At 46.9% G+C, this 23,514-nt stretch carries 19 protein-coding genes; 14 read left to right on the top strand and 5 right to left on the bottom strand.

The window, feature by feature from the left end:
• Positions 1–4 precede the first annotated feature (4 nt).
• Positions 5–694: an ATP-binding cassette domain-containing protein gene (locus tag HHL16_RS11965; protein WP_169425432.1), complete on the top strand. Its 690-nt coding sequence runs from the start codon at positions 5–7 to the stop codon at positions 692–694.
• A gap of 140 nt (positions 695–834) precedes the next feature.
• On the opposite strand, the gene HHL16_RS11960 is transcribed toward HHL16_RS11965, so the two are convergent.
• From HHL16_RS11960 to HHL16_RS11950, 3 genes are read right to left on the bottom strand one after another with little or no spacing between them, the layout of a single operon-like run.
• On the bottom strand, positions 835–1,983 hold the full coding sequence (locus tag HHL16_RS11960) for a glycosyltransferase (protein WP_169425431.1): 1,149 nt from the start codon (positions 1,981–1,983) through the stop codon (positions 835–837).
• Between the two features lie 5 nt (positions 1,984–1,988).
• Positions 1,989–3,074, bottom strand: a complete 1,086-nt coding sequence (locus HHL16_RS11955) for a glycosyltransferase (RefSeq protein ID WP_240966105.1) — start codon at positions 3,072–3,074, stop codon at positions 1,989–1,991.
• 22 nt (positions 3,075–3,096) lie between these two features.
• Positions 3,097–3,516 carry a Gfo/Idh/MocA family oxidoreductase gene (locus HHL16_RS11950; RefSeq protein ID WP_169425430.1) on the bottom strand — a complete coding sequence of 140 codons (420 nt, stop codon included), beginning with the start codon at positions 3,514–3,516 and terminating at the stop codon, positions 3,097–3,099.
• Positions 3,517–3,650: 134 nt separating this feature from the next.
• On the opposite strand from HHL16_RS11950, the gene rpsO reads away from it, so the two are divergent.
• The gene (gene rpsO, locus HHL16_RS11945; RefSeq protein ID WP_169425429.1) at positions 3,651–3,923 is read left to right on the top strand and encodes a 30S ribosomal protein S15; all 273 of its coding nucleotides are present in this window, start codon (positions 3,651–3,653) and stop codon (positions 3,921–3,923) included.
• A gap of 193 nt (positions 3,924–4,116) precedes the next feature.
• A complete protein-coding gene (gene pnp / locus HHL16_RS11940; protein ID WP_346766838.1) occupies positions 4,117–6,255 on the top strand; it encodes a polyribonucleotide nucleotidyltransferase in 2,139 nt (712 codons plus the stop codon).
• 57 nt (positions 6,256–6,312) lie between these two features.
• Here the strand turns inward: pnp and HHL16_RS11935 are convergent, their stop codons facing one another.
• Positions 6,313–6,645, bottom strand: a complete 333-nt coding sequence (locus HHL16_RS11935; RefSeq protein WP_169425427.1) for a hypothetical protein — start codon at positions 6,643–6,645, stop codon at positions 6,313–6,315.
• A gap of 362 nt (positions 6,646–7,007) precedes the next feature.
• Here HHL16_RS11935 and prmA point away from each other — a divergent pair, with 362 nt between their 5' ends.
• The 11 genes from prmA (at position 7,008) to HHL16_RS11880 (ending at position 21,000) form a co-directional block, all read left to right on the top strand.
• On the top strand, positions 7,008–7,820 hold the full coding sequence (gene prmA / locus HHL16_RS11930; protein WP_169425426.1) for a 50S ribosomal protein L11 methyltransferase: 813 nt from the start codon (positions 7,008–7,010) through the stop codon (positions 7,818–7,820).
• Positions 7,821–7,914: 94 nt separating this feature from the next.
• Positions 7,915–8,577 carry a glycerol-3-phosphate 1-O-acyltransferase PlsY gene (gene plsY, locus HHL16_RS11925; protein ID WP_169425425.1) on the top strand — a complete coding sequence of 221 codons (663 nt, stop codon included), beginning with the start codon at positions 7,915–7,917 and terminating at the stop codon, positions 8,575–8,577.
• 117 nt (positions 8,578–8,694) lie between these two features.
• Positions 8,695–9,504 carry a M48 family metallopeptidase gene (locus HHL16_RS11920; RefSeq protein ID WP_169425424.1) on the top strand — a complete coding sequence of 270 codons (810 nt, stop codon included), beginning with the start codon at positions 8,695–8,697 and terminating at the stop codon, positions 9,502–9,504.
• Between the two features lie 155 nt (positions 9,505–9,659).
• Positions 9,660–10,121: a hypothetical protein gene (locus HHL16_RS11915; RefSeq protein WP_169425423.1), complete on the top strand. Its 462-nt coding sequence runs from the start codon at positions 9,660–9,662 to the stop codon at positions 10,119–10,121.
• A gap of 192 nt (positions 10,122–10,313) precedes the next feature.
• The gene (locus HHL16_RS11910) at positions 10,314–10,979 is read left to right on the top strand and encodes an RNA polymerase sigma-70 factor (protein WP_169425422.1); all 666 of its coding nucleotides are present in this window, start codon (positions 10,314–10,316) and stop codon (positions 10,977–10,979) included.
• Between the two features lie 112 nt (positions 10,980–11,091).
• Complete coding sequence (locus tag HHL16_RS11905) at positions 11,092–12,234, top strand: FecR domain-containing protein (RefSeq protein WP_240966103.1); 1,143 nt, start codon at positions 11,092–11,094, stop codon at positions 12,232–12,234.
• Positions 12,235–12,542: 308 nt separating this feature from the next.
• Complete coding sequence (locus HHL16_RS11900) at positions 12,543–15,767, top strand: SusC/RagA family TonB-linked outer membrane protein (protein ID WP_169425420.1); 3,225 nt, start codon at positions 12,543–12,545, stop codon at positions 15,765–15,767.
• Between the two features lie 10 nt (positions 15,768–15,777).
• Positions 15,778–17,232: a RagB/SusD family nutrient uptake outer membrane protein gene (locus HHL16_RS11895; RefSeq protein WP_169425419.1), complete on the top strand. Its 1,455-nt coding sequence runs from the start codon at positions 15,778–15,780 to the stop codon at positions 17,230–17,232.
• A gap of 13 nt (positions 17,233–17,245) precedes the next feature.
• Positions 17,246–17,992 carry a DUF4843 domain-containing protein gene (locus HHL16_RS11890; RefSeq protein WP_169425418.1) on the top strand — a complete coding sequence of 249 codons (747 nt, stop codon included), beginning with the start codon at positions 17,246–17,248 and terminating at the stop codon, positions 17,990–17,992.
• Between the two features lie 17 nt (positions 17,993–18,009).
• Positions 18,010–19,533, top strand: coding sequence for a PKD-like family lipoprotein (locus HHL16_RS11885; protein WP_169425417.1), 1,524 nt, complete (start codon positions 18,010–18,012; stop codon positions 19,531–19,533).
• A 78-nt stretch (positions 19,534–19,611) separates the two neighbouring features.
• The gene (locus HHL16_RS11880; protein ID WP_206022399.1) at positions 19,612–21,000 is read left to right on the top strand and encodes a TlpA disulfide reductase family protein; all 1,389 of its coding nucleotides are present in this window, start codon (positions 19,612–19,614) and stop codon (positions 20,998–21,000) included.
• Positions 21,001–21,076: 76 nt separating this feature from the next.
• On the opposite strand, the gene dnaG is transcribed toward HHL16_RS11880, so the two are convergent.
• On the bottom strand, positions 21,077–23,164 hold the full coding sequence (dnaG, locus tag HHL16_RS11875; protein WP_169425416.1) for a DNA primase: 2,088 nt from the start codon (positions 23,162–23,164) through the stop codon (positions 21,077–21,079).
• Positions 23,165–23,514: the final 350 nt, after the last annotated feature.

Genomic DNA, 23,514 nt, shown 5'->3' with positions numbered 1-23,514 from the left:
ACCTATGCAGGATACAATCTTAGAGCTCAGACATGCGAATATCTACCAGGGCAGCAACCTGGTACTTCAGGATGTAAACCTTCACGTAAACCGTGGTGAATTTGTGTATCTGGTTGGTAAAACCGGTACCGGAAAATCGAGTCTGCTGAAAACGCTGTATGGCGATCTGCCACTCAAAGAGGGAGAAGGCTCCGTGGTTGGTTTCGATCTCAAAACAATGGACTGGAAGAAAGTGCCTTTTCTGCGCCGCACACTCGGTGTGGTGTTTCAGGATTTCCAGTTGCTCACAGACCGCAATGTGAACGATAACCTCAAGTTCGTTCTCAAAGCCACCGGCTGGAAAGATGAAAAACTCATGGACGAAAAGATTGTAGATGTACTCGATAAAGTAGGTCTCAAAGCCAAAGGTTTCAAAATGCCTTTCGAGCTCAGCGGCGGCGAACAGCAAAGGGTGGATGTGGCGCGTGCGCTGCTCAACAGCCCCAAACTGATACTTGCTGATGAACCTACGGGTAACCTCGATCCGGAAACATCGGATGAGATCATGCAACTGCTGGTTTCGATCAGCCGCGATTACGGCACTGCCATTGTGATGGCAACGCATGATTATATCGTGATCAATAAATTCCCTGCCAGACTGGTTCGTACAGAGCGTGGCAGAGTGATCGACAACGCTTCGATTTCAATGAGCTAAATATACCGGTTCCTGTTCTGCAGGAATTAAGGAACGGCAAATCCGCTACTGCAGCAGGTTTGCCGTTTTTTCATTTTAACGGAAAAGGCCCTCATGCGAAGGCCTTTTTCTGTATGTGAGACGATAGAATTTGTTAGGTGTTAGTCCTGCTGCACTCTTTCCTGCCAGATCACATTCACCAGTTGTTTGGCGTTGCGATCGTTGTTGAACACCGGTTGCAGCAATTGCTCACGAAGTACAATTTCTTCCTGCGTGAAAGGATTGTGATAGAGCTGTGCCACCAGCTGTCTGAAAGATTCTGCATTGGTTCCGATATGGCATGCAGGGCTGAGGCTGCTGTCTTTCACTGCGGCATCGTTCACTACGCAATGGCGTCCGTTGAACAATGCATTGAGCAGTTTCAGTTTAATGCCTGTGCAGTTGAAGGAGGGAAGGATATTGATCTGTGCCTTGGTGATCATATCCTGCATTTCCTGTTCGGAAGGATTGGCTACGATGCAGGTGTGGCCGCTCTTTTCGGCTGCACGTTCCAGTTTGCGCGAAGGATCTTTGCCTGCCACAATGAAATGCGCGGCAGGTATTTCGCTGAACACTTCTTCCATCAGCCAGAGAGCTGCTTTTTCGTTCTCTTCTACAGACAGGTTGCCCTGATAGAGACAGAAACAGCCGATGCCTTCCTTCGATTTTATTTCGGAGTAAGGAAGGAATACGGGTAAGTGCATGATGTTCTTTACACCGAATTGTGTGCGGTAGGTAGCTACATCCTGCTCGGAAACGGCCAGTATAACGGTGGCCTTATGCGCAATGGCTGCTTCGTATGTTTTTAAGAGTTTGCTCTCGTGGAGGTAGTATAATTTTTTGAACACAGAATAGGTACTGTCTGCCAGTTGGCGGTAGTACTGGTATTCTACGTTGTGGAGGCGGAGAATTATTTTTCGGTTGGCGAACCGATCGTCCTGCAGAATGCCCGTGCAATGGATGCCTTCGAGCAGTACGGGGTAATCGTCCTGCAGCAGATTGGTAGTGAGTTCTGCACTGCATCTCGATGCAACGATGTAGGGAAGTTTATGCGAAAATCCCTTGTGTCCGCACTGGCGTTCGTAATACTGAACCGAAGCACAGTATTTTTCGAGTTCGGGTTGCGGTGTGCGGCCGTATTCGAAACAATGCAGGTGAATCTTAACGCCTGCCTGGTGCAATGCCACCAGCTTGTAAAAGAGATCGAACAACCCGCCGTGATTTACAGGGTAGGGAATATCCAGTGAAACGATATGTAAGTGCCTTTCCAAAATGCTTATAAAATATTTGAATAAAATGAGATCAGTTTCTTTTCTTCTTCCTGCCAGTTGTAAACAGTTCTTGCTTTGAGGCAGTTCTGTTGTAATTCTGAGTACAGTTTTTCGTCATTCAGCAGTGCATTGAGTTGGTTGGCGATAGTGTCTGGTTCAAGGTCGTCAATAAGAACAGCAATTTGGTACTGATTGTTTATTTCGCGGTAAACAGGATAATTTACACATAATTGCGGTATGCCGCCATGAAAATAGTCGAAGAAGCGGTTTGCAAGGGAATAATAGTTGCTAATGCCTTCTTTATCAAAGAGTGTTACGCCTATGTATGCCTGTCGGGTATACTGTCTGAGTTCTTCAGGAACGAGCTTTCCCTTGAATATTATTTTTTCTTCCAAACCATGATCGGCTGCTATTTGTTTGGCCTGTTCCATGAAATTCCCGTTGCCGCAGATGATGAGCCGGGCATTTACTTTCTTCATGGCAGGGATGAGTGTCTCGAAACTTCTTCCTTCATTAACTGCGCCCTGATAGAGAATGTATCTTTCGGGTTTCTCCGGAATTTCAATGGAGCGAAGCAGGGGGACGTTTCTGATCACTTCAAACTTCTTCCCGTATAATCTTTCAAACTCTTCGGCAATCGGCGTATTTACGGTGTAGTTATGTTCAAAATGAGGAACGGAGGCTTTTTCTATCTTTTTCCAGAAGCGGTAGATGCCAGGTCTGGTGGCTATTTCCTTCATTTCGCAGAACAGTTCGTGTGCGTCGTAAACGCGTTTGATGCCGCGCAAACGGGACACTGCCATTACGGGCAGAATAGTGTCGAGATCGATGGCGCAGATGAGCGCTGCTTTGCGGAACAGGAGGTAAAAGAACAGCCGGAGGTTGTATTCGATGTAAAATAGTTTTCCCTTGCTGAAGAGGCAGTTCAGCCTTTTTTGGCGGAAGGGCATTTCTTTCAGCGGGATGGAATTCTTTTCGGTTCTGCCAATCAGGGTTACATCATAACCTGCATGCGCCAGCGAACTGCAGATCCTGATCATGCGCTGATCGAATGTGCAATCGTTGGTAATGGTGAAAAAGAGTTTCTTCATCTGGCAGGCAACAATAAGGAATTTATGGGATAAGGGGTGATGCTTTGCAGATATGTTCGATGAGTGTTATGGTAAACAGTGTGGCAGCAGTGCCAATGGGCAGTTCGGGGCGAACGTGGCCAGTTTCGGCCATCAGTTGCGCACTGGCTGTGGAAATGCTCATGGGTTTTTCGCAGAGCACATGGCAGCCGGCCTGAAGCGCTTCGATGGAATGGGGGGCATGGAGGCCGTTGGGCGTGCAAACACTCACCACATCGATGTTTTCCGATTGCAATAATTGAGTAAAAGAATGGTAAATTTGCGCCCCGTACTGCTCACCGAGGGCGGAGGCCCTGGAGGGGTCAATATCGCAAACGGCTGCGAGATGGCCATGGGAGGCAATCTGTGCAGCATGTCTGGCGCCGATGCGGCCGCAGCCGAGAAGAGCAAAGCGGTAACTCATTGTTTTAAAGGGCCTGATTTCAGGAATTTTTAAAAAATCAGGGCAGCAAGATATTAAAATCAGGATTAATTCTATACCTTTGCCGCCAAATTATAGAAGAAGCAATCTTTGGATGCATTTAAAAAAAAATTGAGATGCCTTACTTAACAAAAGAAAAAGTAGCTGATATTTTCACAGAATTTGGTGGTAATGCCGCTAACACTGGTTCAATCGAAGGCCAGATCGCTCTGCTGACTGAGCGCATTAATAGCATTTCCAAACATCTTCAGCAAAACAAACACGATTTTTCTACTCACCGTGGATTGATGAAACTGGTTGGTCAGCGTAAACGTCTGCTGACTTATCTCAGCAAGCACAACCTGAACGGTTACCGTGCGCTGATTGAGAAACTCGGAATCAGAAAATAACCATCGGATAATGATAATAAACTAATTCCCAACCTCTTTACCGGTTGGGAATAGTTCTTTTTATCCGAAGGTTTTTCGCGTATTTGAAAAATTAAGTTTTTAACCAGACTGAGGGTACTACAGCTTCAACTTCCCGCCTTGTCTGTAACCACAGTCTTAAATTGAGATTACTATGCTCTCACAACCTACAGGTGTGACCTTTGACATAGGTGGCGGCCGCATGGTTACCGTTGAAACCGGTAAGCTGGCCCGTCAGGCACATGGTGCTGTTACCGTTCGTCAGGGAAACTGCATTATCCTCGCTACGGTAGTAGCCAACAAAGAGCCTAAAGAAGGACAGGAATTTTTCCCTCTCGTAGTGGATTACAATGAGAAATTCGCTTCTGCCGGCCGTATTCCCGGTTCTTTCTTCAAACGTGAAGGAAAGCTGAACGATTATGAAGTACTGGTAAGCCGTCTGATCGACCGCTCACTGCGTCCTTTATTCCCCGAAGATTATTTCTGCGATGTACAGGTGCTGGTAACACTGGTATCTTCCGACAAAGAAGTAATGCCCGATGCACTGGCTTGCCTGGCTGCATCTGCCGCACTCGCAGTTTCTGATATTCCCATTAAAGAGATCATTTCTCAGGTGCGTGTTGCACGCGTAGATGGTGAGTTCATTGTGAACCCTCTCCGTGAGCAACTGGCCAAAGCAGACATGGACTTCCTCATCGCAGCTACTGAAAAGAACCTGATGATGGTGGAAGGTGAAGCAGAAGAATGTGCTGAAGAAGATCTCGTGAAAGCACTTGAAATTGCTCACGAAGCTATCCGCATTCAGATCAAAGCTCAGGCTGAACTGCGCGACAAAACCGGTATCACCGGAAAACGCGACTATACCAAGCCGGTAGTGAACGAAGAACTGCAGGAGAAAGTGAAAACTTTCGCAGGTGAAAGAATCTCTGCCATCGCACGCTCTGCTTCTGCAAAGAACGAACGCTCTGAAGCATTCGATACTTTGAAAAAAGAACTGATCGAAAGCCTCGGCGAAGAAGCGGATGATGCTACAAAGAAACTGGCTAAGAAATATCTCGAAGACCTCAAATGGGAAAACGTTCGTAACGTAATTCTCGATGAGCGTGTTCGTCTCGACGGCCGTAAGCTCGACGATATCCGTCAGCTCAACATGGAAGTAGATGTATTGCCTTCACCACACGGTTCTGCACTCTTTACCCGTGGCGAAACGCAATCGCTCACCACAGTAACCCTCGGTACTCCGCTGGACGAACTGCTGGTAGAAAGCGCAGCTACTTCAGACTACACTAAATTCATTCTTCACTATAATTTCCCTCCATTCTCTACAGGTGAGGTGAAAATGATGCGCGGCCCCGGCCGTCGTGAAGTTGGTCACGGTAACCTGGCCATGCGTTCACTGAAGCAAATGATGCCTGGAAACGAGTATCCTTACACCGTTCGCGTGGTGAGTGATATCCTCGAATCCAACGGATCATCTTCAATGGCAACTGTATGTGCAGGTTCACTGGCGCTGATGGATGCAGGTGTTCCTTTCCCTAAACACGTATCTGGTATCGCAATGGGTCTCATCACCCGTACAAGCGATAACAAATACGCTATCCTGAGTGATATCCTGGGTGATGAAGATCATCTCGGTGATATGGACTTCAAGGTTACCGGAACACGCGAAGGTATCTGCGGTGTACAAATGGACATCAAGGTAGATGGTCTGAGCATGGACATTATGCGCGAAGCGCTCGATCAGGCTCGCAGAGGTCGTCTCCACATTCTTGGCGCCATGTACGAAGCAATGCCAGCTGCACGTGAAGAAGTGAAACCACATGCTCCACGCATGGAGAAACTGTTCATCGATAAAGAATTCATCGGTGCGGTGATCGGACCACAAGGAAAGATCATTCAGGAGATCCAGCGCGAAACAGGTACTACTATCAATATCGAAGAAGTAGGCCAGTACGGTGAAGTAAGCGTATTCAGCCCTGCGAAAGAAGGTTTGGATAAAGCTGTTTCCTGGATCAAAGGTATCGTTGCAGTTCCTGAAATCGGATCTGTATACGAAGCAACAGTTAAAGGCATTAAAGAATTCGGCGCATTCGTTGAGTTCCTGCCTGGTAAACAAGGGTTGCTGCACATCAGCGAAATTTCACACAAACGCCTCGAAAGCATGGAAGGTGTGCTGAAAGAAGGTGATAAAGTGAAAGTGAAACTGATTGGCGTTGATCATAAGACTGGCAAATTCAAACTCAGCCGCAAAGTGCTGATGCCGAAACCAGAAGGCAAACGTCCTGAAAGCAATGGCGCTCCTGCTGCAGAGTAGGTGGTGCTTTGAAAATACGAAGGGCTGCATCGATCGATGCAGCCCTTTTTTTATTTCCTAGTCGATCTTGATCCGGGAAATCTTTCCGTCGAGACCATTGTCCTTTATCCATTGTACTTTCACATAGGCATCGTCTACATTCTCCTGAAACGAACCAACGATATAACCCGGATGGGTTTGTTTAACGGTTACGATTGCATAATCGTCTCCTGTACCGCCATTGGGATCGTCGTATACCCGGATAACGCATCCCGCTCTTACATCCTGCAACTTGGCAGATCTGATCTCATCGTTCTTCACAGGCCTGAAGTTCTGGCCTGGTCTGTCATCCACAGACTGTACGATATTCTGGCTGGCGCCGTTTCCTTCATAAAAAGTGATAACTCCCATAATTGTACATTTTAATGGTTAATGAAAATGAGTACCTGTCAAATGCTTTGCTGAAGGCATTCTTGCTGTCAGGGTAAATACCATCTCAATGGATTAGAAGAAACAATTCAGGGAAGAAGGGAAATGATTGTGTGTAACTGAAGAAAAGGTGCGTGGTATTGTATAACCATCAGGTATATACGATGAAGATACTGAAGAAGCGGTTCGGTTCAAATTAATTCTGTGTGAAGTGCCGAAATGCGGAAAACGTCTACCGCTGCTGCTCTCCGTAATTGGGAACGCAACGATGGGAGGCCTGGTAAACTTCCTGAAATGCATCAGCGGCAATTCACCTATTTTTGCGGTATATACAAACAGCAATCATGAATTACCTGCAATTCTCTTTCAGACCACTTGCTTCTTCACAACAGGAAATACTGGTTGCGCAACTGGCAGAGATCGGATTCGAAGGCTTTGAGGAAGCCGGCGATACACTTCATGCTTTTATTCCTGAAACAGATTTCAGTGAAGAGGCACTGCAACAAGTACTGCCTGCAGAGCTGGAGGTTACCAGAAAGGTTGTTCCTCCTACCAACTGGAATGCAGAGTGGGAAAAGGATTTCGAGCCTGTGGTGGTTGATGATTTCGTTGCCATCCGTGCAAATTTTCATCAGCCAATCGATGGAGTAGAGCACGATATCATCATCACACCGAAAATGAGTTTCGGCACCGGGCATCATGCCACTACTTACATGATGATTCAGTTTATGCACCAACTGAATTTTCAAGATAAAGAAGTGCTCGACTTCGGAACGGGCACAGGTGTGCTGGCAATACTCGCAGATAAACTCGGCGCAACGGTCACTGCCTTCGATAACGACGATTGGAGCATTGAGAACTCAAAAGAGAATATCGCGGTAAATAATTGCAATAGAACGACGCTCTTCAAAGCAGATACGCTCGATCTCAACAGGCAATTCGATGTGATATTGGCGAACATCAACAAAAATGTGCTGCTGGCTAATATGGCCAATCTGCGCAAACATTTGAAGCCGGGAGGTGTTGTAATTATGAGCGGGCTTTTAAGCGGCGACAGAAAGGATATCGAAGCATCGGCTGTGAAAGAAATGTTAAAGGTCGAAGAACAGAAGGACAGGCAGAACTGGATAGCCCTCATGATAAGTGGAAAACCTTAGTCAATCAGCTTATTTGACGGATTTACTCTCCGGAGATACAATAAGTTGAGTGGTTTTTCCGTATTTTCGTTTTCCAACTCAACCCAACTATTCAATGAAAGAGGTACTACTCATTGTAATAGCGTACTTGATAGGCTCTGTTCCGACCGCAGTTTGGGTCAGTAAAGCTTTCTTTGGCATTGACATCCGCGAATATGGAAGCGGCAATGCCGGCGCTACGAATACATTCCGCGTTCTTGGTCCCAAATGGGGGACTTTTGTGATGGCTATAGACGTCATCAAGGGCGTGTTGGCTACAAGTCTCTATCTCCTTTTACCGTATTATCTTACCAATGAGTGGGACAGAACCAATCTGATGATAGGATTGGGGCTGGCTGCTGTATTGGGGCATATATATCCGATCTGGGCAGATTTCCGTGGAGGAAAAGGTGTGGCTACATTATTTGGAATGATCCTCGCCATTCAGCCACTGGTGGCCGTTTGCTGCGTAGGCGTTTTTCTGCTGGTACTTTATCTGACCCGTTTCGTATCTCTTAGCTCTATCCTGGCAAGCGTAGCTTTTGCTGTATTCATCCTTTTTATTTTCAAGGCTGAGGAACCTCTTTACCGGGCATTTGCCATTGCAGTAGCGCTGCTGGTAATACTCACGCACCAGAAAAACATCAGCCGCCTTATCCGTGGCAGCGAAAGCAAAGTGCCTATTCTCAAATACCGCGACAGGCGCAAAACACGTCGTCGTGAAGAGAAGGCCGATTAACATTTCCCACAGTTTGGTTAAATTATTCCACTTTACCTGATCAAGGTTAGGGGCTCAATCAATATTTATCTGATTGGTACAATCATTGATTTTCTAACTTTGTCAAAACAAGCCTCCATGCAAAAAACACTATTTGCCGCAGCACTGGCGCTCTCCCTTGTTGGCTGCAGTCAGAATGCCATCACAGGCAAGAACCAGCTTACGCTGTACAACGACGCAGATCTTCAGACCATGGCTTTACAACAGTATCGTCAGTTTCTTTCAGAAAATAAAGTAGTAGCTGTAAATACCAGCAAAGATGCTGAAATGGTGCGCAGAGTAGGGCAGCGCCTTACTTCGGCCATCAATCAGTACTATACAGGAAAGGGGCTCGGTTCCGAACTGGCCGGTTATCAGTGGGAATACAATCTCGTTGATTCGAAAGAAGTGAATGCCTGGTGTATGCCCGGAGGAAAGATTGTAGTGTATACAGGACTGTTACCCATCACTCAGAACGAAGCGGCGCTTGCCGTTGTAATGGGGCATGAGATTGCGCACGCGCTTGCGAAACATGGTAACGAACGCATGAGCCGCGCATCACTTGCTGAGCTGGGTGGTCAGGCACTCTCGGTTGCGCTCGCCAATAAATCTCCGATAGCACAAAGCATCTTCAACAGTGCATACGGCGTAGGTACCAATCTTGGTGTGATGCTGCCATTCGGAAGAAGCCAGGAACTCGAAGCAGATAAGTTCGGTCTCATCTTCTCTTCATTGGCGGGATACAATCCTCAGGAGGCGATTGGCCTCTGGGAACGCATGGAAAAAGCCAGCGGCGGCAACAAACCACCGGAATTTTTGAGCACTCACCCTGCGGAGGCAACACGTATCCAAAAGCTCAGAGAAATGATGCCTGAGGCCCTTAAGTATTATAAACCAATGGGCAAATAATTATATAAGAACTTAATCATATTTTAAGAAAGGCCCGTCCAGTCTAACTGGCACGGGCCTTTGGTTTTAAAAATAGTTTCACTTATTACCTTTTTTTACTACCTTTGCAATCCCGTCTTTTTAAACCCTTAGCTATACCAAAAAACTTCTCAGGCATGTCGCAAAACTTATTAGATAAGCTTCAGCTACAGGAAGAAAAAAATGTACTGATTCAGGGTCTTCCTTCCTCGATCGAGAAACAGTTTGTAAAATTATCTTTTGCAAAGAATGTTACTCCATTGCTTAAAGCCCGCAAAATCGATTTCGCACTGGTGTTTGCCGTGAACGAAAATCAGTTGAGCGGTATTCTCAAAGATGTATTACCCGCTTTGAGGGAAGAAGGCAAGTTCTGGATTGCATACCCCAAATCCACCTCCAAGATCGTAACTGACCTTACTCGTGCATGCAGCTGGAACTGCGTTTGCGATGCCGGGTTTGAGAGATCTGAAGAAGTGGCGCTCGATCATGTTTGGATCGCCATCAAATTCAACCGGATCAATGTTGCACAGCCTTCCACACCGGCAGCCCGCCGAGTGAGCGCTGGCAAACGTGCTCCATCGCCGGTAATGGCAGAGTAATTTTTATTGTGTTCAATAATTTAGATGTTGCAAGAAGGGTTTCTGCTGATGCGGAAGCCCTTCAGGCTTTTATAGGAAGACCTGAAAAAATGTTGTTGCTTTTTCAACGACCAGCTATTTGGGAAATGCTGCTTTTTACTTTTCATGTAAAAGAAAACCGGCATGCAAAATGATGAATAAGTAACATTCTTAATGTCATTTGAATTATTTGCAATAGTTTGCGCCCGTCAACCCCAATCTCAACCATTGCTGTCAGGCCCTACATACACCGAAAAAGAACTGCTGCAACGCACCGCAGCCGGCGATGAATTTGCCTTCCGCGAATTGATGGCCACCTATCAACCGCTGCTGCTCAGCTTCGTTTATCAGCTCACCAGATCGCAAAGCACTTCCGAAGAGATTGTGCAGGATGTATTTCTCAAGATCTGGATGAGCCGCGAATCTCTCGCTCAGGTTCAAAAATTCAAAAGTTATCTCTTTATCGTCTGCCGCAATTATGCGCTCGATCAGCTGCGCAAAATCATCCGCGAACGCAAACTGGTTTCGCAGTGGGAGAATCAAACCAATACGGCTGAATTCGAATCTCCAGCTGCCTCCGAAGAAACCAATGCACTCTTCACCATGCTCGACGAAGCTGTTGCACAACTCCCTCCGCAACAGCAGAAAGTTTACCTGCTCAGCCGGAGACAGGGACTTACGCATGCTCAGATCGCCAAAGAAACCGGACTGAGTGTTCTCACCGTAAAGAAGTACATGAAGCTGGCCATTGCCGCTATCATCGATTATTCGCGCAGCCGCTACGGCAATATCCTCGGCTTCTGGATTGGACTTGCTCTCAGCTCCAGAAATTTATTTTAAAATATATGCTCACCCATGGCCCCCGCCTGCGAGCTGCATGCGTCTTTATTTCTAAACGCTCTCCATACTGCCTATGCAACAGCATTCACTAGCTGAATTATTCAAGCGGTACATGAACGGTACCCTCACTGCCGATGAAGAACAACAACTTCATCAGCTTTTGCAGCATGCTGCGGACGAAGAGGCGCTATCGCTGCTTCAGGGGCAATGGGAAAATCTGGAAGAGCCGCTGCCTTTATTCAAAAATTATGATGTGGAGCAGGCATGGAGAAAGATCGTTTATCCCGAAAACGGCTATTATGCAACGCCTTCGCGCAGTATTGTGTATCTCCGCAAATGGTGGTGGGCCGCGGCTTCGCTACTGCTGGCGTTGAGCATCGGCATCTATTTTCTGAGTATCCGGAATGATAAACCCGATCCTCTTGCAGTTACCAATGCAGCCGACATCCATCCCGGAAAAGAAGGCGCTATTCTAACTCTTGCAGATGGATCTGCCGTGTCGCTGGACAGTATCCGCAATGGTGTAATTGCCATGCAGGGTGGCGCTACTGCACGCGTGGTGAACGGCGTTCTTCAATACGATGGCAACAGTGGCGAAGTGCTTTACAACACTACGTCAACTCCCAGAGGAAGGCAGTTTCAACTGACGTTGCCCGATGGCACCAGAGCATGGCTCAATGCTGCCAGCTCGCTGCGCTATCCTACATCATTTGCTGAAAATGAGCGCCGCGTTGAAGTATCGGGTGAAGTATATTTTGAAGTAGCGAAACTTGCACACAAACCTTTCCTCGTAAAAATTGATGCAGCCACTGAAGTTGAAGTATTGGGCACCAGCTTCAACATCAATGCCTATCGCAATGAGTCCGGCATTTACGCTACGCTGCTGAGCGGAAGCATCAAAGTGAACCGGATATTCAATGATCAATCGAATGACCTTATCCTCAAACCCGGACAGCAGGCCGCTGTAAGCCTTACCCAGTCTGCCATTGAGCGCATCGAACATGCCGACACCGAAAAGATTATTGCGTGGAAGAACGGCCGCTTCAATTTCCATGGTGTTCCGCTTCAGCAGGTGATGCGGCAACTGGAACGCTGGTACGATATAGAAGTGGTATACGAAAACGGCATCCCCGATCTGCGCCTCGGCGGAGAACTGGAACGCGATCTTACATTGGCCGAAGTGCTCGATGGATTAAAAGAATCGAAACTGAATTACCGCCTCGAAAAAGGAAGACGACTGGTAATTCTGCCTTAACCTGAGAATTGCTGCAACTGCAGATTCTGATACAATTGCACGATCCATAAAAACAAACCGGAAGTGTTGGTACCACTTCCGGTGATGTTTGGATCGATGCAAACCCTGGAAGGATTTATTCAAACCAAAACTGCTTCAAATTTATGCAAAAAAATGCTGCCCGGAGCTGGCTATGCACTTATGTGCGGCTCCCGGCCCAAACTCTGCGCATTATGAGATTGCTCTGTTGTCTTTTGTTCGCCGCGAGCCTTACTGTCTCCGCGAACTCGAATGCACAAGCCGTAACCGTCTCGGGAAAATCAGTTTCCATGAAATCGATCTTTCAGACAGTGAAAGATCAAACCGGTTATATCTTCTTCTTCAATGAAGAACTGCTTGAGAATGCACGTCCCGTCTCCGTTACAGCGAAAGACATGCCGCTCGATGAATTCCTCCGGCTTGTATTCCGCGATCAGCCGATTGATTTCAAAATCAGAAAAAAAACCATCTTCCTTTCCGAAAAGATCAACCGGAAATTCATTCCCGATCTGAATATCATTGCACCAGACACGCTGAAAAAGATCACCGGAAGAGTTACCGATCCCAGTGGTAATCCGCTCAGCGGCGCTTCCGTCTCTCTGAAGAAAAATAAGTCTGGCACTCAATCCAATGCCAAAGGAGAATTTGTACTGGAGCATGTGGGTGATAATGATATTGTGCTGATTTCCTACACCGGATACACATCACAGGAGATCAAACTGAATGCCGGACAGCTTAGTCTGTTTGTTGTAATGAAACTCAAAGAAACCGAACTGAACGAAGTAACCATCAACACCGGCATCTTCAATCGCAATAAAGCGAGTTATACCGGCGCTGTTACGGTTGTTACTTCCGAAGAACTCGCTGCATTCGGAAACAGAAATCTGATCACCTCGCTTCGCAACATCGATCCTTCGTTCAATATCGTTGCCAACAATGCCATGGGCTCCAATCCCAACCGTCTTCCCGAATTGCAGATCCGTGGTAATTCAAGTTTGCCGAATGTGAACGAATTGAAAGATGATACAAGAGTAGGGATGAACACGCCACTCATCATTCTCGATGGATTTGAATCTACCCTTCAGAAGCTGCTCGACATCAATCAGAATGAAGTGGAGACCATCACCATCCTCAAAGATGCCGCGGCTACGGCCATCTACGGATCGCGCGGCGCCAACGGTGTGGTGGTGATCAAAACAAGAGTGCCAAAGCCCGGCAAACTGCAGATTGGTTATCGCTTCGATACCAATATCGAAATGCCCGATCTTACTGCATACGACCTGCTGAACGCCCGTGAGAAACTGGACCTCGAATACAAAACCGGTTATTACGACGACAGAACACCTGAGAAAGATCTCAAGCTCAAACAATACTACAATTACCTGCTCAGCGAACTGAACAGGGGCGTGGAAACAGACTGGATGTCGAAACCATTGCGCACCGGCATCGGACAGCGGCACAACCTCAGTCTCAGCGGTGGTACCACACAGTTCAGGTATTCAGCATCGCTTCAGCTGAACGATCTGCAGGGTGTAATGAAAGGATCTTTCCGCCGCGTTCTCAACGGATCTGTAAGCCTGATGTATCAGTTCAAAAATTTCCGCTTCACCAATAACCTGATGATAAGTGCAGGCAATAGTCAGGAATCCCCATACGGCGACTTCGCTGAGTATGCAAAACAAAATCCTTACCTGGCTCCCTATGATGCAAGAGGAAGAGCACTGAAATTGTTAGGAGATCCCGGCGCCGGTATCGATTACTCGCTTCGTTTCGGCGCACTGCCTCCGAACCCGCTCTACGATGCTACGCTCAACAGTTTCAGAACAGGTAAGTCAACACAGATCGTCAACAATATTTCTGCCGAATGGAATCTCAATCCCGATCTGGTGTTTCGCGCGAGATTCGGCATTTTCGATAGTCATGGCAACAACGATGAATTCTTCCCTGCCGAACACACCAGGTTTGCTACTACTGCCGACATTTTCAAACGCGGCTCTTACAGTTATACCGTTAACAAAGGATTCAATTTCGACGGAGGCGTAAACCTCAGCTACAACAGGCAGTTTGGACAACATGCCTTGTTCGGCGGGCTCGATTACAATATCCGGCAGATGAAAGCCAACAGTTACAGTTTTGGTGCGCAGGGTTTTGTTGATCCTCAGTTCGATGATATCTCCATGGCGCTGCAATATACCGAAGGAGGAAAGCCAGGCGGAACAGAGAGCCTCGCACGTTCTGTAGGGATTACCAGCAATCTCAGTTACGGTTATGCAGGCAAATATTATGTGGAAGGATCGATGCGTGTAGATGGCTCTTCGCAATTCGGGGAATACAATCGCTTTGCGCCTTTCTGGTCTGTGGGTTTGGGATGGAATCTCAGTAAAGAATCTTTCTTTCATTCAGACTTCATCACCAGACTGAATATCCGCGGCTCTGTAGGTGTAACCGGTTCGCAGAACTTCGACGCCTATCAGGCGCAGGCTACCTATGGTTATTACATGAACGATCGCTACTACGGATGGCTCGGCGCCGATCTGCAAAGCTTGGGAAACAAGAACCTGAAGTGGCAGCAGAAAATGAATTACAATATCGGAACAGAGATAGAAATACTGAAAAAACGTGTTGCAATGGCGGCCGATTATTACGTGGGCATCACAAATGGACTGATCTCTTCGATCAATCTCCCTGCTTCAAACGGATTTGACAGTTACATCGAAAATATCGGAAAGGTGAGCAACAAAGGTTTCGAGTTGAAAGCCACTGTTTTTGTGATCCGCAACTCGCAGAAACAAATCACCTGGAGCATCAGTGGAGCAGTGGTTCGCAATATCAATAAGATCGAAAAAATATCCGATGCGCTGAAAGAAGCGCAGAAAGGCATTGAAGACAGTGTGAATATTTCGCCGGCAACACTGTATCGCGAAGGCAATCCCATTGCAACGATCTGGGCGGTGAAATCTCTTGGCATCGATCCCAGCACCGGAAGAGAAGTGTATCTCGACAGAAACGGCCAGCCCACCTATGTTTGGAGCCCTAAGGATATGCGTGCCTCCGGACTCAGTGAACCGAAGTACTTCGGCAATTTCAGCACTATGTTCCGTTACAAAGAGTTCTCCATAAACCTCGCGTTCGGGTATCGCACAGGTGGACAAACCTACAACCAGACCCTCGCCACAAAAGTGGAGAACAGCGACTACAATTACAATGTAGACAGGCGCGTGTACGAACAACGCTGGCAGAAACCGGGAGACAAAGCCACTTACAAAGGATTAAAAGAAACCGGCGTTACCAATGCCACTTCGCGGTTTGTACAGAACGAAAATACCGTAACACTGAACAACGTGAATCTGCAGTACGACATCAGAAGCGGCTTCATCAAAAAAATGAAAATGACGGGACTTTCGGTGGCAGCCAACATGGCGGATGTATTCTATTTCTCTTCGGTGCGGCAGGAGAGAGGAACCACCTATCCGTTCTCAAGACAAGTATCACTTTCAATTAGTGCAACCTTCTAAAATATTCATCGTGTCAATACAAAAATATATACCCGCAGTATTTGTTCTGATGCTGATCTGTACAGCTTCCTGCAAAAAATGGCTTACCGTGAAGCCCAATACCAAGGCAACGCGCGAAGAGTTGCTTACCTCTGAAAAAGGCTTTCAGGATGCGCTTACGGGCGTGTACATCAACATGAAAGATCCGAACGCTTACGGCAATCACCTGATATTCGGAAACATAGAATCACTCACCTCTTCATGGGATGTGCAGGATAACTCAGTGGAGTTCCGTCTTGGCAGGTTCATGTACGAAGACGAAGGCGTGAAATCTGCGTTGACCAATATTTACAAACAGCAATACAAAACCATTTCGCGCATCAATTCCATCCTCGATAAGATCGATGAACAACGCGATGCATTTGTTACATCCGGTGCATTTGAAATGATCAAAGGGGAGTGTCTGGCGCTTCGTGCTTATTGTCATTTGGATCTGCTTCGCTTGTTTGGTCCGGTTCCCGGCAATGTATCGGGTGGCACTGTGCTGCCTTATGTGAAAACGCTTTCCAGTCTCCCCAATAAACACCTCAGCTATGAAGCATTCAAAACTGAGCTGTTGCACGATCTTTCGGAGGCAGCGGCCTTGCAGAAAGATGCAGATCCATTTACAAAATACTCAAGGGCTAATCTTGCTGATCCCAACAATGGTGGTGATTATAAAACAGACAATACCTACTTCGCCTTTCGCTACATGCGTATGAACTACTATGCTGTGAAGGCCCTTCAGGCCCGTGCGTATTGCTGGTTTCAGGACTATGCTGCTGCCTTTGCTTCCGCGAAAGAAGTGATCGATGCGAAGAATCCGGATGGATCTGCCAAGTTCCGTCTCGGAGAAATGAGTGATCTCTCCGGAAAGAATTTCAATCTCACTCCGGAACAGATCTTCGGTCTTTACGATTTCAATCTCCGCAAGAAATACGACGACAATTTCAAATCAGGCAAACTGAAAAAAGGCACCGATGCCAATATCGTAAAGTATCAGCTGTTCGGAAATACCGGAAAGGATATCAGAGAAAGCAGTATCTGGCAGGAAATAGCAACACCGGATAGCAAAACGGCTTTCACGCTGAGAAAATATGAAGCAGCTGCCAATTATCTGGTAGCCGATCCCTATCTGATTCCTATGCTTCGACTGAGCGAAATGTATCTCATTGCCGCGGAAGCCGCTCCTGAAGCGGATCGGCAGCCATACTGGGATGAATTCATGCGCGCCAGAAATATGGAAGGAGACATTCCTTTCCCTTCGGATCAGCTGAGCCAGAAACTGGCTTTGATGAAAGAATACAGAAAAGAATTCTTCGGAGAAGGGCAATCGTTTTTCACTTACAAACGTATGAATGCAGACCCTGGTTCTTTTCTCTGGCTTCCACTGGCTGTAAACATCAATTACGTGCCGCCGGTTCCGGCTGCTGAATCTGCTCACTGATAAAACTTCCATCATGAAATCAATTGCACTGTATACGCTGCTTGGATTGTCTCTGGCAGCCTGCAAAAAAGATCATACATACCCCTTTCAGGACGTAGCCCGGCTGCAATTCGGGCTCAACAATGAAGGACTTCAGGATACTGTAAAATATTATTCATTCTATTACGGAAGCGACGATCGCGAAGCAGACACCATCTGGTTCAATATCTATGCAATGGGAGGCATCACCAGCGAAGACCGTCCCTATTCGCTTGAGCAGGAAATGATCGTGGGAGAAGACAATGCCGTTGCCGGTGTTCATTATAAATCTTTCTCCGATCCGTCATTGAAAGATATGTATGTGATCAAGGCAAACGAAGTGAGCGCTGCGGTTCCGGTGGTATTGCTGCGCGATCCATCCCTCAAACAACAATATGTAAAACTGAAGTTTCGCATCAAAGGAGATGCCGTGTTCCAGCCCGGCGAAACAAGATTCCTCTGGCGCCGGCTCGAATTCACCGACAAGCTCAGCAGACCGCAGGTTTGGGATGCATACGCAGAAAAATATTACTGGGGAAAGTACAGCAATGTGAAACACACTTTCATGATCAGGCAAACAGGCAAACTCTGGGATCAGGAGTTCATGAGCGAACTCAACAGAAATGTGTCCAAAACACTTTTCTGGATGGATAAACTGAAGCAGCTGCTGATAGACTACAATACTGCACATCCATCGGAACCGCTCAGAGATGAAAACAATAACCTGGTCACATTTCCTTAAATCATTAAAAAGATTACATGAAACTGATACATCAATGTCTGGTTATTGGTAGCATGCTGCTGATAAGCGCCTGCTACAAAGACCACGGCAATTATTCATACGCTGAAGGTGAAAAGATCACCATCGAAGGAGTGGATGCCATGTACGACAGAGTGGCGCTGGTAGACAGGCTTTCGCTCAAACCAACAGTACGCTCCAACGATCCCAATGCTGCATTCTCTTACTGGTGGGGCATTTACGAGCCTGATGCAATGGGAAAGATCGATACCATTTCACACGAACATCAACTGGATTATCTCATCACCCAACGTTCGAAAGAATACACGCTGGTGTTTGGGGTGAAGAACGAAAATACGGGCGTAGGCAAAACCGTCAGTACAGTGCTGAATGTAACCACGCAATTTACCCGTGGATGGTATGTGATGAAACACAAAGACGGTTTTACAGATCTGGATCTTTTCTTCACACCGCAAAGCATAGCTCCTGCAACAAAACTGGAAAATGTGCTGATGCTCGGCAACAATCAAAAAGTGGAAGGGCAGGGTACCCTCTTTGGATTTGCTCAGAGTTATCCGGTGGAAACAGACGGCCAGGTATTCAATAACAAGGTGCTGTTTGTGCAGGCTGATAAAGGCATGGCAGTGGTTGATATCAATACCATGAAAATTGCGAATACCATGAACAGCCTGTTCTATGAAACACCAGCTGCGATAAGGCCTTCAGCTATCTGCAATGATATGTCAGGCACATATTTGCTCAATGATGGCGCAATGCATACGATGCTGTATGAAGGTATATTCGGATCGAAGAAAATGCGCGACAATAAGAACACGCCTTACAGGCTGTCCAGGTATTTTCTCATCGATAACAACTCCTATATATCGCCATTGTTCTTTGATGAGCTGAGCAGTTCCTTTGTATCCGGAAGCACCTATACGCCAACATTAAAAGTGGTGAATGATTATGGCGCAACCCAAATGCCGGCCAGTAAAAACAATAAGGAGCTGTTGTTCATGGGGCTTAAAGCGGTGGGTAGTCCATTGGCCGGCACTGCAGTGCTACGCGATAAAACAGATCCTGCATTGCGGATAATCACCAATATTTCTTCCTACGGAACAATCGTAACACTTAAGAACGATACAATCCCTGTTACTGCAAAAGTGAATCTGGCAGAGCATTATGCGATGATCATGGGAGAAGAGAATATGTTATATTTCTCTGTCGGCAATGAGGTATGGAGCAGGAACCTGAGTAATGGAACAGAACAGTTGCAGTATGCTGCTGCTGCGGGAGAGCAGATCAGTTTTATCCGGCATAGAAAATATGCAGGTCCGGCAATCCCTTCAGAGCAACCGTTTTATTACAACTATATGCTCATCGGAACTACTGCCAATGGACGATACAAAATTCATGCATTCAAAAAATCTTCAGGCAATCTGGCTTCCACACCAGACTTTACCATGGAAGGAGAAGGCGCCGCAGCAGATGCGATCTATATTTCGCCACTGGTGAACGGCTCCACTTACTGTAACACTTATTGAATTGTACAGAATCAATAACCCCTGACATCAACGTAGCTGCATTTGCAGCTACGTTTTCACTTCATTAAAAAAACAATCATGTGTAGAATTATGCGAAAGAGTGCGCTGGCACTCTTATTGGGTATGCTTTGCGCGTACGGTGCGAAAGCTCAGCAGCCAGTTCAGGTATCCGGACAATTGAAAAAAAGCAGATCTTCTACCGTAAGACTGTTTCGTGTTTCGGAAGGGGCTGTTTATGAAATGGCCACGAGTGTTCCCGGTAAGGATGGCCGTTTCGGTTTTCTTTTCTATCCTCCATATGCAGGTTTTTATGCAATCGGAACAGGGGAGGAAACGTTTCCCGACAATAACTACAAGTTTTATTTCCGTGGTGGAGAAAAGTTGTCGTTGCTAATCAACGATACCAGTTATGTACTTGCAGGCAATCGGAACTCGAAAGAGAATATCCTGATGACCCAGTGGCATGATTATGCCTATGTGCTGGAAAACAAATCACGTTTTTATTCGAGCTCTTACAAAGATTTCTTTCCCGATCTCGAACGCATATCAAATGGAGTGAATGCATTTCTGAAAGGGAAGTCCAGTGGCAATGCAACATTCGATCGGCTGATGCGCGATAATATTGCCTGGGACCTTGCTGGTTATGCCTGCAATTTTTTACTTACGCCACGCCCGGAGCATCCTGCAACAGAACAGTATATTGCCTATTACAAAACCATGCAGGCAACTCAGTTTGCAAAACAAACATTGCATGCATACAGGCAGCCATGGGGAAAGCGTATTCTGCAGCAGATGGCGAGTGTGAATCTTCGTCAGCTCAACATCAAATATGGAGGATGGAAGCAGTCGCTTAGCGATAATATCAAACTGATTCCCAATGATACACTCAAAGGAGATTTTGTACTCTACACGGGGTCGATGCTTAAATCGATCGGTGATTACAATGCAATGCTTACTGAGTACGGGCAATACCTGCTTACCGACAGCCAGCAACATCAGAGCCGCCAGCTGCAGGCGCCACTGGCATTGTTCAAAGAAGGAGAGCCTGCATTGAATTTCAACTATCCCGACAATAACGGGAAAATGGTATCACTGGCAAGCCTCAAAGGCAAAGTGGTGCTGGTTGATCTCTGGGCCACATGGTGCGGCCCCTGCAAATTTCAGATCCCTTATCTGAAAAAGCTTGAAAAGGAAATGCATGGTACAGATCTTGAAATAGTGAGCATCACTATCGATACGGAAAAAGATAAAGAAAAGTGGAAGGATATGATAAGACAGGATACGCTGGGCGGCATTCAGCTGTTTGCAGGCGTTACAGGAGATATCCGCAGTTACTACAAAGTGGAAGGCATTCCTCGTTTTATGCTGTTCGACCGTCAGGGACGCATCATAAATGTGAATGCTCCGCGCCCTTCCGATCCCGCACTGAAAGAATTGCTGCTGAAGGCGCTTGCTGAAAATAAATGATTGCGCATGGCTATGAAAACAAAACACCCGCTGATGTGATGTCAACGGGTGTTTGCCTGTCTTATCTGATTAGAAATTATTTGAAGATCACCGTTCCGGCGCGTTTGGTGAGTTCCACTTCGAGCTGTTTGAGGTGTACATGCGTTTGAAGCAGTACCATTTGTTCGTCGGGAGTATGTGGTTGCTGCATGTCGCGCTGATTGTCTTCCATCATTTGTTTGATCTTGCGCAGCTTGAGATAGATGAGTGTTGAATTGATCTCGATCTTGTATTGAATGTCTTCTTTTTCGATCATCGATCCCTGGTCCATTACTTCGGCCCATTTGCCACTTACTTCGTAAGGGAAATCCATGATGTTCACTACCAGTGCAGCCATCTGCTGATCTTCGTGATACAGAAAGTTGCGTGATGTAGGTTCGATACCGGCATCATACCAGGCTTTGTAAGTTTCAATAACGCGTTCGAGTTCAGGATTGCTGAGCAATCCGTTTTCAATCAGTTCGGTGATAATGTAACTTGCGGCAGTGCCGGCTTCTTCCCATGGCTTGTTGCCGTATTCGAGGAGGCAACGTACAATGGCTTTTTCGTTCTGCTCATCTTTGTTGATGAGTGCAAGTGTATCGTCGCCGGGGAACTGTCCTGAAGGCCCGCCACTGTCAGGGAATCCGCCCTGATCCCATGATTCTTCATCGGCATAGAATGCGTCTTCGGAATAGAAGCCATCATCACCTGTACCGCTATTGAAGTTTCCGCCCTGATTAATAGAAGGGGCGGAGTTGGATGTATTTCCTCCTTTGTAGTTCGGCTTAGGAGGTGTATTGGGCTGTTGCTTTTTGTATTCTTCTTTACCGACCTTGTCGCGGATGAACTTGTTCACCAGATTGTTGAAACCATTCTCTTCGATGCGAAGCAGTTCGGAACAGCGACGGATATAATCCTGCTGTTTGGTGAAGTCTTCAACTTTGTTGAGTTTGGAAATGGTCTCAGCCATATGGTTCACTACCACGGCTTTTTTATTGCTGTCGTTGCCTGCATCGCGCAGCATCACTTCGAGCTGGAAGATGATGAAGTCTTTTTTGTTCTCGCGGATGAATTCGCGGAACTCGGCAGCGCCTACTTTGTTTACGTAACTGTCCGGATCTTCGTTGTCGGGGATGAGTACAAGTTGTACGTTCAAACCCTCTGTGAGAGCGAGTTCCAGACCACGCAATGCTGCTTTCACACCTGCGCCGTCGCCGTCGTAAATGATGGTGAGGTTATTGGTGTATTTATGCACCAGCCGCAGCTGATCGGGAGTGAGTGATGTTCCTCCGGAAGCTACTACGTTTTCGATGCCCGCCTGATGGAGGGAGATCACATCGGTATAACCTTCAACAAGCAGACATTCGTCGAGCTTGTCGATGGCCTGACGTGCGAAGTAAGAACCGTAGAGGATCTTGCTCTTATGATAAAGCTCGTTCTCTGGTGTGTTGATGTATTTGGGAGCGCGTTCGGCCTTGCCGATCACACGAGCGCCGAATCCGATGATCTTGCCGCTCTGGTTGTGAACGGGAAAAATGATGCGGCCACGGTAGTTGTCGTAAGTGCGTCCTTCGCGTTGAGCTACCAGTCCGCTTTTTACCAGCAGATCGATATTGTACTGTGCGTTGGTGGCAGTGGATACAAAGCTCTGGCTATCCTGCAATGAATATCCGACCTGGAATTTGCGGAGCACTTCTTCTCTGAATCCGCGTTCGCGGAGATAGCTGAGGGCAATGTCCTGCCCTTCTTCAGAGTCGAATAATTTCTCTTCGAAATATTTCTGCGCAAAGGAATTGATGATGTAAAGGCTGTCGGCGATTGCCCGCTGTTCTTTAACCTGTGGGCTTACTTCCGTTTCTTCTACTTCAACACCATATTTGTTGGCGAGCCAGCGGAGAGCCTCCACGTAGGAGTATTTCTCCAGATCCATGAGAAAGCCGATGGCGTTTCCGCTTTTGCCGCAACCGAAACATTTGAAGATCTCTTTGTTGGCGGATACGGTGAAGCTGGGGGATTTCTCGTTATGGAACGGACAGAGCCCAAGGTAGTTGATGCCGCGCTTTTTGAGCTTCACATAACTGCCTACGATCTCCACAATATCGATGCGGGAGAGGATCTGTTGTATGGTGTGTTGACTTATCACGCTGAGTGTCAGTAATTAGGCCGAGGGTGCTGCCAATTAATATGTTGCAATTTGCAATATACCTAAGCCAACGGCAAATATAAGTTTACAAAAGAAAATTGGAAGATTTGTTTCCAATTCAGGTTTGTAGCCATTAGTGTCGCGGGCCGGCAGTCGCTCGCCTCTGGCGAGTGACGGCTATGCTGGTCGCCTCTGGCGACCCCACATCGTGAGATGCAATAACTTCGCCGGAGGCGAAGAAATATAAGTCACTCGCGTCTCGCGAGTGACTGGGCACCCATGGTTTCAATAGCCTTTGCCTTCATTCCGAATCTCCCGGCATTCACTGATTCAATAACCTTGCAATCTTT

The sequence above is a fragment of the Pseudoflavitalea sp. G-6-1-2 genome, assembly GCF_012927185.1.
Classification (GTDB): domain Bacteria; phylum Bacteroidota; class Bacteroidia; order Chitinophagales; family Chitinophagaceae; genus Pseudobacter.
Note: the sequence above shows the minus strand (reverse complement) of the source record. Positions and strands in the feature narration are given on the sequence as shown.